Below are 12,319 nucleotides of genomic sequence, written 5' to 3'. Positions count from 1 at the left end.
GCTGCGGGCAGAGTAATGCCTTTCCGGGTGTGAACCGATGGCCTCGTGTCTATTCGCGTCGCCAACCTCACGGTTATCGTCAGCTCAAAGAGGCGCAGAGTGTCGGTTGCCTGCATTTCATACGGAAACACAGCGCAATTATCAGGGGAACAGTCTGGGTGTTACTCTCCAGAAAAGCTTCCATATTACCGGTAAGGACTGCAACCCGCAGCCCGCTAACTGCCTGAAAGATCAATACGTCTTACGCCATTGCTGCGTTGATGATCGGTCGGGCAAAATTGGGTCATTCCGGAAAAGTTCTTGTTTTAACAAGATTCAACACGGAAACAACCTCATTATTCCACTGCTAACCTTGTTATAGCAAGATGACTTTTGCCATTTATCACCCGGTTACTCACAGTTTTTTCACTTCCGCGTAGTGATTGCTTTAATAACCACCAAATCGGCTATGTCAAACTTAAGTAATAGGGTATAGCAGTTAATATAAGCATAGAAAAATGTGTGGCGCGAATCTTGATGGCTATTTAAAATCGGCCCCCATGAAAACAGAGACTCCAGCCGTAAAAACAGTTGCCATTACTGCCGACGAAGCAGGGCAACGCATCGATAACTTTTTGCGCACCCAGCTTAAGGGCGTGCCGAAAAGTATGATTTATCGCATTTTGCGTAAAGGCGAAGTGCGGGTGAATAAAAAACGCATTAAACCCGAGTACAAACTCGAAGACGGGGATATTGTGCGTATTCCACCTGTGCGTGTCGCTGAACGTGAAGAAGAGGCCATTTCACCGAACCTGCAAAAGGTCGCGGCGCTGACCGACGTCATTTTATATGAAGATGACCACATTCTGGTGCTTAACAAACCTTCAGGTACGGCCGTACATGGCGGAAGCGGGTTAAGCTTTGGCGTCATTGAAGGATTACGAGCACTGCGCCCGGAAGCGCGTTTCCTTGAACTGGTGCATCGCCTCGACCGGGATACCTCCGGCGTGCTGCTGGTTGCCAAAAAACGCTCAGCCTTGCGTTCATTGCATGAACAACTGCGTGAAAAAGGCATGCAGAAAGACTATCTCGCGCTGGTTCGAGGCCAATGGCAGTCGCATGTCAAAACCGTGCAGGCGCCGCTGTTAAAGAACATTCTGCAAAGCGGCGAGCGTATCGTGCGGGTGAACCAGGAAGGCAAACCGTCAGAAACACGTTTTAAAGTGGAAGAGCGCTATGCGTTTGCCACGCTTGTGCGCTGTAGCCCGGTGACCGGACGTACGCACCAGATTCGTGTGCATACCCAGTATGCCGGTCATCCAATTGCTTTTGACGATCGCTACGGTGACCGTGAGTTCGATAAGCAACTGGCGGATACGGGGTTGAATCGGCTTTTCCTGCACGCCGCAGCGTTGAAATTTACCCATCCGGGAACGGGTGAAGTGATGCGTATTGAAGCGCCGATGGATAAGCAATTGAAGCGCTGCCTCGAGGTTTTACGCAGTAAAGCCTGATGCGCGTTGCTTATCAGGCCTACAATCGTGTGATGCACCGTAGGCCTGATAAGACGCATCGCGTCGCCATCAGGCAGATCAATCAGGCATTCAACGGGTTCATCTCTTCCCGCCGCAGCATTTGACACAACGCGATAAGCGGCAAACCGATCAAGGTATTTGGGTCACGACCCTCCAGGCGTTCAAAGAGTGCAATACCTAACCCTTCACTTTTGAAACTACCTGCACAATGGAGCGGACGCTCTTTGCGCAGATAATCATCAATTTCCGCCTCGCTTAAATGACGGAAATGGACGTCAAAAGGTTCTACTTCAGTTTGTAAATGTCCGGTCGCAGAATTATACAGCGCCAGTCCAGTGTAAAACGTCACAATATTGCCACGGGCTTTGAGTAATTGTTGGCGCGCATTTTCTTCAGTTAATGGTTTGCCGGTTATTTCACCATCAAGAACACAAATTTGATCGGAGCCAATAATCAGATGCGATGGGTAACGGTGGGCGAGAGATTGCGCTTTTTTCTGCGCCAGTCGCAAGACTAAATGGCGTGGTGCTTCGCCGGGCAACGGCGTTTCATCAACCTCTGGCGCTGCGCATTCAAACGGGATTGCCAGTTTTTCGAGTAAAGCGCGACGCCAGGGGGAGGTAGAAGCAAGAATAAGTTGAGGCATATTTTTTCCCTCGCATATAGCGTATTGATGAGAGCCATTTTAAACTATGGACTTCGACCTACAAGCTGGCTGTAGTGGCTTGTCTTGAGCGATTTTAAGTCGATGACCCGCAATGTGTGCGAATTATTGGCAAAAGGCAACCACAGGCTGCCTTTTTCTTTGACTATATGACGTTACAAAGTTAATATGCGCGCCCTATGCAAAAGGTAAAATTACCCCTGACTCTTGATCCGGTTCGTACGGCTCAAAAACGCCTCGATTATGAAGGTATCTATACTTCTGATCTGGTTGAGCGCGTCGCCGATTCTGTAGTCAGTGTGGACAGTGATGTGGAATGCTCCATGTCGTTCGCTATCGATAACCAGCGTCTCGCCGTTATAACCGGTGATGCGAAGGTATCGGTTACGCTCGAATGTCAGCGTTGCGGGAAACCGTTCCCACTTCATGTTCACACAACATATTGTTTTAGTCCTGTCCGTTCTGACGAGCAGGCTGAAGCACTCCCGGAAGCGTATGAGCCGATTGAGGTTAACGAATTCGGTGAAATCGATCTGCTTGCAATGGTTGAAGATGAGATTATCCTCTCCTTGCCGGTAGTTCCGGTGCATGATTCTGAACACTGTGAAGTGTCCGAGGCGGACATGGTCTTTGGCGAATTGCCTGATGAAGCGCAAAAACCAAACCCATTTGCCGTATTAGCCAGCTTAAAGCGTAAGTAATTGAGGAGTAAGGTCCATGGCCGTACAACAGAATAAACCAACCCGTTCCAAACGTGGCATGCGTCGTTCTCATGACGCTCTGACCGCAGTCACCAGCCTGTCTGTAGACAAAACTTCTGGTGAACAACACCTGCGTCACCACATCACTGCCGACGGTTTCTACCGTGGCCGTAAGGTAATCGCTAAGTAATCACGCATGACTCAATGGCTTTCCCACTTCTGGTGAGAAAGACAAAGAGTGAACGCGTGATGAAGCTTAGTGAGGCTTTCCCCGGGTAACTGGGGAAACACCTAACCGGGCAGCGACGATACCTTGACACGTCTAACCCTGGCGTTAGATGTCATGGGGGGAGATTTTGGCCCTACCGTGACAGTGCCTGCAGCATTGCAGGCACTGAATTCTAATTCGCAACTCACACTTCTTTTAGTCGGGGATCCCGATACAATCACGCCATTACTTGCCAAAGCTGACTTCGAACAACGTTCGCGTCTGCAGATTATCCCTGCTCAGTCAGTTATTGCCAGTGATGCCCGGCCCTCGCAAGCTATTCGCGCCAGTCGTGGAAGCTCAATGCGTGTTGCCCTGGAGCTCGTGAAAGAAGGTCAGGCACAAGCTTGTGTCAGCGCCGGTAATACGGGCGCACTCATGGGACTAGCGAAGTTATTGCTCAAACCTCTTGAGGGGATTGAGCGTCCTGCGTTGGTGACGGTGTTACCCCATCAGCAAAAGGGCAAAACGGTGGTGCTGGATTTGGGCGCCAACGTAGATTGTGATAGCACGATGTTGGTGCAATTTGCCGTCATGGGTTCCGTGCTGGCAGAAGAGGTTGTTGGCATTGCCAATCCTCGCGTAGCGTTACTCAACATCGGCGAAGAAGAAACGAAAGGTCTCGACAGTATTCGAGATGCTTCAGCTGTGCTAAAAACGATCCCTTCCATTAATTATATCGGCTATCTTGAAGCCAATGAGTTACTGACTGGCAAAACCGATGTGTTGGTCTGTGACGGTTTTACAGGTAATGTCACATTAAAGACGATGGAAGGTGTTGTCAGAATGTTCCTTTCACTGCTGAAATCTCAGGGTGAGGGCAAAAAACGGTCGTGGTGGCTTCTGTTATTAAAACGTTGGTTACAAAAAAGCCTGACAAGGCGATTTAGTCACCTCAACCCCGACCAGTATAATGGCGCCTGTCTGTTAGGATTGCGCGGCACGGTGATTAAGAGTCATGGTGCGGCCAATCAGCGAGCATTTGAAGTCGCGATTGAACAGGCAGTGCAGGCGGTGCAGCGACAAGTTCCTCAGCGAATTGCCGCTCGCCTGGAATCTGTATACCCAGCTGGATTCGAACTGCTGGACGGTGGCGAAAGCGCAAAATCACGAGCACACAGATAACGGTGCGTTTGTGAATGTGGCCAACGTATCAGCGATTTGCTCGTAGCGGTATATAACCAAAAAGTGACTGAGCGTACATGTATACGAAGATTATTGGTACTGGCAGCTATCTGCCTGAACAAGTGCGTACTAACGCCGATTTGGAAAAAATGGTTGAGACATCTGATGAGTGGATCGTCACTCGTACAGGTATCCGTGAACGCCATATTGCAGCGCCAAATGAAACAGTTGCGACGATGGGCTTTGCCGCCGCAAACCGTGCGATTGAAATGGCGGGCATCGACAAAGAACAAATTGGTCTGATTGTGGTTGCTACCACATCATCCACTCACGCATTTCCAAGCGCGGCGTGCCAGATCCAAAGTATGCTGGGGATCAAAGGCTGTCCGGCGTTTGACGTTGCAGCCGCTTGTGCTGGCTTCACTTACGCCCTGAGCGTTGCCGACCAGTACGTTAAATCTGGCGCAGTTAAGCATGCTCTGGTCGTTGGCTCCGATGTCCTTGCCCGTACCTGCGATCCAACCGATCGCGGAACGATCATCATTTTCGGTGATGGGGCTGGTGCGGTTGTACTGAGCGCGTCAGAAGAGCCAGGCATTCTCTCCACGCATCTGCACGCTGACGGTCGCTACGGCGAACTGTTGACGCTGCCTAACGCCGATCGCGTGAACCCGGAAAACCCGATCCACCTGACGATGGCGGGTAACGAAGTATTTAAAGTCGCGGTGACCGAGCTTGCGCACATCGTTGATGAAACGCTGGAAGCCAATAATCTCGACCGTTCTGCGCTGGACTGGCTGGTGCCGCATCAGGCTAACCTGCGCATTATCAGCGCGACAGCTAAAAAGCTGGGTATGTCGATGGATAATGTTGTCGTGACGCTCGACAGACATGGTAATACCTCTGCTGCCTCCGTACCGTGCGCGCTGGACGAAGCCGTCCGCGACGGGCGTATTAAAGCTGGGCAGTTGATATTGCTTGAAGCCTTCGGGGGTGGATTCACCTGGGGCTCCGCGCTGGTTCGTTTCTAGTATAAGGATTTAAACATGACGCAATTTGCATTTGTGTTTCCGGGGCAGGGTTCCCAGACCGTTGGGATGTTGTCTGAAATGGCAGCAAACTACCCAATTGTTGAAGAAACATTTGCTGAAGCATCAGCTGCACTGGGCTATGATCTGTGGGCGTTGACTCAGCAAGGTCCGGCTGAAGAACTGAATAAAACCTGGCAGACGCAGCCCGCGCTGTTGACCGCATCCGTTGCGCTTTATCGCGTATGGCAGCAGCAGGGGGGTAAAACACCTGCGCTGATGGCGGGTCACAGCCTGGGCGAATATTCTGCGCTGGTATGTGCGGGTGTTATCGGTTTTGCCGATGCCGTACGTCTGGTTGAACTGCGTGGCAAATTCATGCAGGAAGCGGTTCCGGAAGGCACTGGCGGCATGTCTGCTATTATCGGTCTGGACGATGCCGCTATCGCTAAAGCGTGCGAAGAGTCTGCCGAAGGCCAGGTGGTTTCACCGGTAAACTTTAACTCACCGGGTCAGGTGGTTATTGCCGGGCATAAAGAAGCCGTAGAACGTGCTGGTGTTGCCTGTAAAGCCGCGGGCGCTAAGCGTGCGCTGCCGCTGCCGGTCAGCGTTCCTTCTCACTGCGCGCTGATGAAGCCTGCTGCTGAGAAACTGGCCGTTGAGCTGCAGAAAATCACCTTTAACGCACCGACTGTTCCGGTTGTGAACAACGTTGATGTGAAGTGTGAAACTACGGCAGACGCAATTCGCGATGCGCTGGTTCGTCAGCTGTATAGCCCGGTTCAGTGGACTAAAACCGTTGAATTTATGGCATCCCAGGGCGTAGAGCACCTGTATGAAGTCGGTCCGGGTAAAGTTCTGACCGGTCTGACGAAACGTATTGTTGATACCCTGACTGCTTCGGCACTGAATGAGCCGGCGGCACTGTCTGCGGCGCTAGAGCAATAAAAGAGGAAGACCATGAGTTTTGAAGGAAAAATCGCGCTGGTTACCGGTGCAAGCCGTGGCATTGGCCGCGCAATTGCTGAGACACTCGTTGCCCGTGGCGCGAAAGTTATCGGTACTGCTACCAGCGAAAGCGGCGCGCAGGCCATTAGCGATTACTTAGGTGCAAATGGTAAAGGTCTGATGTTGAATGTGACCGATCCGGCATCTATCGAATCTGTTCTGGAAAATATTCGCGCAGAATTTGGTGAAGTCGATATCCTGGTCAATAATGCCGGGATTACTCGTGATAACCTGTTAATGCGCATGAAAAATGACGAGTGGAACGATATCATCGAAACCAACCTGTCATCTGTTTTCCGTCTGTCAAAAGCGGTAATGCGAGCTATGATGAAAAAGCGTCATGGGCGTATTATCACTATCGGTTCTGTGGTTGGTACCATGGGAAATGCGGGTCAGGCTAACTACGCTGCGGCGAAAGCGGGTCTGATCGGCTTCAGTAAATCACTGGCGCGCGAAGTTGCGTCTCGTGGCATTACTGTAAACGTTGTTGCTCCGGGCTTTATTGAAACGGACATGACGCGTGCGCTGTCTGATGATCAGCGTGCGGGTATTCTGGCGCAGGTTCCTGCGGGTCGCCTCGGCGGCGCTCAGGAAATCGCCAGTGCGGTTGCATTTTTAGCTTCTGACGAAGCAAGTTACATCACAGGTGAGACTTTGCACGTCAACGGCGGGATGTACATGGTTTAACCACGATGAAAAATATTTGCGTTATTGTAGGTCTTGGCCTCAAAATAACGTAAAATCGTGGTAAGACCTGCCGGGATTTAGTTGCAAATTTTTCAACATTTTATACACTACGAAAACCATCGCGAAAGCGAGTTTTGATAGGAAATTTAAGAGTATGAGCACTATCGAAGAACGCGTTAAGAAAATTATCGGCGAACAGCTGGGCGTTAAGCAGGAAGAAGTAACCAACAATGCTTCCTTCGTTGAAGACCTGGGCGCAGATTCTCTTGACACCGTTGAGCTGGTAATGGCTCTGGAAGAAGAGTTTGATACTGAGATTCCGGACGAAGAAGCTGAGAAAATCACTACCGTTCAGGCTGCCATTGATTACATCAACGGCCACCAGGCGTAAGTGAACATCTCCAGGCGGTCATTCGACCGCCTGAGTTTTATCTTTTTATCCCACTTGAATTATTTTCCCTCCCTGGAGGACAACCGTGTCTAAGCGTCGTGTAGTTGTGACCGGACTGGGCATGTTGTCTCCTGTCGGCAATACCGTAGAGTCTACCTGGAAAGCTCTCCTTGCCGGTCAGAGTGGCATCAGCCTGATCGACCATTTCGATACTAGCGCCTATGCAACGAAATTTGCTGGCTTAGTAAAGGATTTTAACTGTGAAGACATTATCTCGCGCAAAGAACAGCGCAAGATGGATGCCTTCATTCAATATGGAATTGTCGCTGGCGTTCAGGCCATGCAGGATTCTGGCCTCGAAATTACGGAAGAGAACGCTCATCGTATTGGCGCCGCTATCGGCTCTGGTATTGGCGGTCTCGGTCTTATCGAAGAAAACCATACCTCACTGGTAAACGGTGGACCGCGTAAGATCAGCCCGTTCTTCGTTCCGTCGACGATTGTTAACATGGTGGCTGGTCACCTGACCATCATGTACGGCCTGCAAGGGCCAAGCATCTCCATCGCGACCGCCTGTACTTCAGGCGTGCATAACATCGGTCATGCCGCACGTATCATTGCATACGGCGATGCAGACGCGATGGTTGCGGGTGGTGCTGAAAAAGCCAGTACGCCGTTGGGTGTGGGTGGCTTTGGTGCGGCACGTGCACTGTCTACGCGTAATGATAACCCGCAAGCGGCAAGCCGCCCGTGGGACAAAGAGCGTGACGGCTTTGTGCTGGGCGACGGCGCTGGCATGGTGGTACTGGAAGAGTACGAGCATGCAAAAGCGCGTGGTGCAAAAATCTATGCTGAAGTCGTTGGCTTCGGTATGAGCAGCGATGCTTACCACATGACGTCGCCACCGGAAAACGGTGCAGGCGCTGCGCTGGCAATGGTCAACGCACTGCGCGATGCGGCTATTGAAGCGGGTCAGATCGGCTATGTCAACGCACATGGTACGTCTACGCCTGCAGGCGATAAAGCTGAAACCCAGGCAGTGAAATCTGTCTTTGGCGATGCGGCAAGCCGTGTGATGGTAAGCTCCACCAAATCCATGACCGGACACCTGTTGGGTGCGGCGGGCGCGGTAGAGTCTATTTTCTCTATCCTGGCGCTGCGCGATCAGGCTATTCCGCCAACCATCAACCTGGATAATCCGGATGAAGGTTGTGACCTGGACTTCGTACCTCACGAAGCGCGTCAGGTTAGTGGTCTGGAGTATGCGCTGTGTAACTCCTTTGGCTTCGGTGGTACCAACGGATCTTTGATCTTTAAAAAGATTTAAGTCCGTCAGGTGATGCGCTAGCATCGATAGCAAACTGAAAAGGTCCGCTTGTCGGGCCTTTTTTTATTCGGTTTTCCGCCCTTGTCCTGTGTTACTCATCCTGCCAAACTAGCGGACCAGAAATAAGGAGCCACCATGTTCTTAATTAATGGCTGCGAGCAAGATATGCTGGCCGCAAGCGATCGAGCGGCCCAATTTGGTGATGGCTGTTTTACCACTGCCTGTATTATCGACGGTGAAATCCCTCTCTTTGCAGCGCATCTTGAGCGTTTACAAGACGCTTGCCAAAAACTGCTGATCTCTTTTGAAGATTGGTCCGAGCTGCAAAATGAAATGAAAATGCTGGCGAAAGGGCACGTACGCGGTGTGTTGAAAGTGATTATCAGCCGTGGCAGTGGAGGCCGGGGTTACAGTGGCAAAAATTGTCATAGTGCCACACGCATCCTCTCCGTTTCAGCCTGGCCCGATCATTACGATCGTTGGCGGCAAGAAGGTATTACGCTGGCGCTAAGCCCAGTGCGGCTGGGACGTAATCCACTGCTTGCCGGGCTTAAACACCTGAATCGACTGGAGCAGGTGTTGATTCGCTCTCATCTTGAACAGACGGACGCCGATGAAGCGCTGGTTCTTGACAGCGAGGGATGGGTTACGGAATGCTGTGCGGCTAATTTGTTCTGGCGTAAAGGCGATGCTGTTTACACGCCCCGGCTGGATCAGGCCGGAGTGAACGGTATTATGCGACAATTCTGTATCCGGATGCTGGCACAATCGCCATTCAGTATTGTCGAAGTGTATGCCGGGTTGGAGGAGGTAATGCAGGCTGATGAAATCGTCGTCTGTAACGCGTTAATGCCCATTATTCCCGTGCGTGCCTGTGGCGACACGTTGTTGTCTTCACGTTTGTTATTCGATTATTTAGCCCCACTTTGTGAGCACCCGAATTAGTCATGAAAAAACTGTTACTTGTTGTCCTGTTATTGCTGGTTGTGCTGGGCATTGCCGCTGGAGTGGGAATGTGGAAAGTTCGCCATCTGGCGGACAGCAAATTATTGATTAAAGAAGAAACGATTTTTACGCTGAAAGCGGGGACGGGCCGTCTGGCTCTCGGCGAACAGCTGTATGCAGACAAAGTTATCAATCGTCCGCGCGTGTTCCAGTGGCTGCTGCGTGTGGAGCCCGAGCTGTCGCATTTTAAGGCCGGAACATATCGCTTCACGCCTGACATGACGGTGCGGGATATGCTGCAACTACTGGAAAGCGGCAAAGAGGCGCAGTTCCCGTTACGTCTGGTTGAAGGGATGCGCCTGAGCGATTACCTCAAACAGCTGCGTGATGCCCCGTATATCAAACATACGCTGAGCGACGATAGCTATGAGACTGTTGCCGAGGCGCTGAAGCTGGAAAACCCGCAATGGGTGGAGGGCTGGTTCTGGCCAGATACCTGGATGTATACCGCCAATACTACTGACGTAGCGTTGCTAAAACGCGCGCATCAGAAAATGGTTAAAGCGGTGGATACTGTCTGGGAGGGGCGCGCTGATGGCCTGCCTTATCAGGACAAAAATCAGCTGGTAACCATGGCTTCTATTATTGAAAAAGAAACTGCGGTCGCCAGCGAGCGCGACCAGGTGGCTTCGGTCTTTATTAATCGCTTACGTATCGGTATGCGTTTACAAACCGATCCGACCGTGATTTACGGGATGGGTACACGGTATAATGGCAAATTGTCGCGTGTGGATTTAGACACCCCGACCGCCTATAACACCTATACCATTACGGGACTGCCGCCTGGCCCGATTGCCATGCCGGGAGAGGCTTCATTGCAGGCCGCGGCGCATCCGGCAAAAACGCCGTATCTCTATTTTGTGGCTGACGGTAAAGGCGGCCACACGTTTAACACCAATCTTGCCAGCCATAACCGGTCCGTGCAGGATTACCTGAAAGTGCTTAAGGAAAAAAATGGGCAGTAACTATATCGTCATTGAAGGCCTGGAAGGCGCCGGAAAAACCACCGCGCGTAACGTGGTGGTGGAGACACTTGAGCAACTCGGTATTCGTGACATGGTTTTCACCCGTGAACCTGGTGGAACGCAGCTGGCTGAGAAACTAAGAAGTCTGGTGCTGGATATTAAATCGGTCGGTGACGAGGTCATTACCGATAAAGCCGAAGTTCTGATGTTTTACGCGGCGCGTGTACAGTTGGTCGAAACCGTTATTAAACCTGCACTGGCGAAAGGCGCGTGGGTAATTGGCGATCGTCACGATCTGTCGACCCAGGCGTATCAGGGCGGCGGACGCGGTATCGATCAAAACATGCTGGCAACCCTGCGTGATGCGGTGCTTGGTGATTTTCGTCCGGACCTGACGATCTATCTGGATGTGACGCCAGAAGTCGGGTTGAAGCGTGCCCGTGCCCGCGGCGAGCTGGATCGTATTGAGCAGGAATCTTTCGACTTCTTTAATCGCACTCGCGCGCGTTATCTTGAACTGGCAGCCAAAGACGTCAGCATTCGTACTATAGACGCTACGCAGCCGTTGGAGGCTGTGATGGCTGATATCCGTCATACCATCACCCAATGGGTGAAGGAGCAGGGCGCATGAAATGGTACCCATGGTTACGACCGGATTTTGAAAAACTGGTAGCCAGCTACCAGACGGGTCGTGGTCACCATGCGTTACTGATTCAGGCGTTACCCGGAATGGGCGACGACGCGCTGATTTACGCCCTCAGCCGCTATTTAATGTGCCAGCAGCCGGAAGGGCATAAAAGCTGTGGACAGTGCCGCGGCTGTCAGCTAATGCAGGCGGGGACGCACCCTGACTACTATTCGCTGCTGCCGGAAAAAGGCAAAAGCACGCTGGGGGTTGATGCGGTACGCGAAGTCAGTGAAAAGCTGTACGAGCATTCGCGTCTCGGCGGCGCGAAGGTCGTGTGGATCCCGGATGCTGCCCAGTTAACTGATGCCGCCGCCAACGCCTTGCTGAAAACGCTGGAAGAACCCCCGGCACAAACCTGGTTTTTCCTCGCCAGCACAGAGCCAGCTCGCTTGCTGGCGACATTACGCAGCCGTTGTCGGTTACATCATCTTGCACCACCGCCGGAGTCGTATGCGATTTCCTGGCTTGCACGTGAAGTGACTGCGTCGTCAGAAGCGCTGCTGAGCGCGTTACGCCTGAGTGCAGGTTCGCCAGGCGCGGCACTTACGTTGTTACAGGCTGAAAGCTGGGCGCACCGCACAGATTTTTGTGCGGCACTGGTGAACACATTAAACACAGGCGACTGGTATATACTGCTCGCGGCGTTAAACCACGATCAGGCTGCCGCCCGTTTACACTGGCTGGCAACGTTGTTGACCGATGCGTTGAAACGTCCGTATGGCGTTTCCCATTTAACGAATCCTGATGCGCTGGACCTGATATCTTCTATCGCAGAACGGTTATCCGTTGCCCAGATACAGGCGATACTCGGTGACGTTTGTCATTGTCGTCAGCAACTGCTGAACGTGACGGGCGTAAACCGTGAGCTGGTGTTAACCGATCTTATTCTTCGTATTGAGCATTACCTGCAACCAGGCTCCGTACTGCCTGTTCCCCATCTTTGAGAGA

General features: G+C 51.9%; 14 protein-coding genes. 13 read left to right on the top strand and 1 reads right to left on the bottom strand.

Annotation, left to right across the window (positions count from 1 at the left end; genetic code table 11):
* Positions 1-539: 539 nt before the first annotated feature.
* Positions 540-1,493: a 23S rRNA pseudouridine(955/2504/2580) synthase RluC gene (gene rluC / locus OGY06_RS05735; protein WP_003036228.1), complete on the top strand. Its 954-nt coding sequence runs from the start codon at positions 540-542 to the stop codon at positions 1,491-1,493.
* Positions 1,494-1,575: 82 nt separating this feature from the next.
* Here the strand turns inward: rluC and OGY06_RS05730 are convergent, their stop codons facing one another.
* Complete coding sequence (locus tag OGY06_RS05730) at positions 1,576-2,160, bottom strand: Maf family protein (protein WP_003832177.1); 585 nt, start codon at positions 2,158-2,160, stop codon at positions 1,576-1,578.
* Positions 2,161-2,357: 197 nt separating this feature from the next.
* On the opposite strand from OGY06_RS05730, the gene yceD reads away from it, so the two are divergent.
* The 12 genes from yceD (at position 2,358) to holB (ending at position 12,315) form a co-directional block, all read left to right on the top strand.
* Positions 2,358-2,879: a 23S rRNA accumulation protein YceD gene (yceD, locus tag OGY06_RS05725; protein WP_003036239.1), complete on the top strand. Its 522-nt coding sequence runs from the start codon at positions 2,358-2,360 to the stop codon at positions 2,877-2,879.
* Positions 2,880-2,895: 16 nt separating this feature from the next.
* The gene (gene rpmF / locus OGY06_RS05720; RefSeq protein WP_003036242.1) at positions 2,896-3,069 is read left to right on the top strand and encodes a 50S ribosomal protein L32; all 174 of its coding nucleotides are present in this window, start codon (positions 2,896-2,898) and stop codon (positions 3,067-3,069) included.
* Between the two features lie 123 nt (positions 3,070-3,192).
* Positions 3,193-4,272, top strand: coding sequence for a phosphate acyltransferase PlsX (plsX, locus tag OGY06_RS05715; protein ID WP_071846967.1), 1,080 nt, complete (start codon positions 3,193-3,195; stop codon positions 4,270-4,272).
* 77 nt (positions 4,273-4,349) lie between these two features.
* Positions 4,350-5,303, top strand: a complete 954-nt coding sequence (fabH, locus tag OGY06_RS05710; RefSeq protein ID WP_003832181.1) for a beta-ketoacyl-ACP synthase III — start codon at positions 4,350-4,352, stop codon at positions 5,301-5,303.
* A 15-nt stretch (positions 5,304-5,318) separates the two neighbouring features.
* Positions 5,319-6,248, top strand: a complete 930-nt coding sequence (gene fabD, locus OGY06_RS05705) for an ACP S-malonyltransferase (RefSeq protein ID WP_126955973.1) — start codon at positions 5,319-5,321, stop codon at positions 6,246-6,248.
* A gap of 12 nt (positions 6,249-6,260) precedes the next feature.
* Positions 6,261-6,995 carry a 3-oxoacyl-ACP reductase FabG gene (gene fabG, locus OGY06_RS05700; RefSeq protein WP_286604923.1) on the top strand — a complete coding sequence of 245 codons (735 nt, stop codon included), beginning with the start codon at positions 6,261-6,263 and terminating at the stop codon, positions 6,993-6,995.
* Positions 6,996-7,149: 154 nt separating this feature from the next.
* Positions 7,150-7,386 carry an acyl carrier protein gene (gene acpP, locus OGY06_RS05695; protein WP_000103754.1) on the top strand — a complete coding sequence of 79 codons (237 nt, stop codon included), beginning with the start codon at positions 7,150-7,152 and terminating at the stop codon, positions 7,384-7,386.
* Positions 7,387-7,471: 85 nt separating this feature from the next.
* Positions 7,472-8,713, top strand: a complete 1,242-nt coding sequence (gene fabF / locus OGY06_RS05690) for a beta-ketoacyl-ACP synthase II (protein WP_003036260.1) — start codon at positions 7,472-7,474, stop codon at positions 8,711-8,713.
* A 135-nt stretch (positions 8,714-8,848) separates the two neighbouring features.
* Positions 8,849-9,658 carry an aminodeoxychorismate lyase gene (pabC, locus tag OGY06_RS05685; protein WP_126955974.1) on the top strand — a complete coding sequence of 270 codons (810 nt, stop codon included), beginning with the start codon at positions 8,849-8,851 and terminating at the stop codon, positions 9,656-9,658.
* A gap of 2 nt (positions 9,659-9,660) precedes the next feature.
* Positions 9,661-10,683, top strand: coding sequence for a cell division protein YceG (gene yceG, locus OGY06_RS05680; RefSeq protein WP_008784373.1), 1,023 nt, complete (start codon positions 9,661-9,663; stop codon positions 10,681-10,683).
* Positions 10,673-11,314, top strand: coding sequence for a dTMP kinase (gene tmk, locus OGY06_RS05675; protein ID WP_003832189.1), 642 nt, complete (start codon positions 10,673-10,675; stop codon positions 11,312-11,314). Before yceG ends, tmk begins: the two co-directional genes overlap by 11 nt.
* Positions 11,311-12,315: a DNA polymerase III subunit delta' gene (gene holB / locus OGY06_RS05670; RefSeq protein WP_003832190.1), complete on the top strand. Its 1,005-nt coding sequence runs from the start codon at positions 11,311-11,313 to the stop codon at positions 12,313-12,315. Before tmk ends, holB begins: the two co-directional genes overlap by 4 nt.
* The last annotated feature ends 4 nt before the right edge of the window (positions 12,316-12,319 follow it).

Source organism: Citrobacter sp. Cpo147 (assembly GCF_030332405.1).
Taxonomy (GTDB): Bacteria; Pseudomonadota; Gammaproteobacteria; order Enterobacterales; family Enterobacteriaceae; genus Citrobacter; species Citrobacter portucalensis.
The sequence above is the reverse complement of the archived record's forward strand: the minus strand, read 5'-3'. Positions and strand labels throughout refer to the sequence as shown.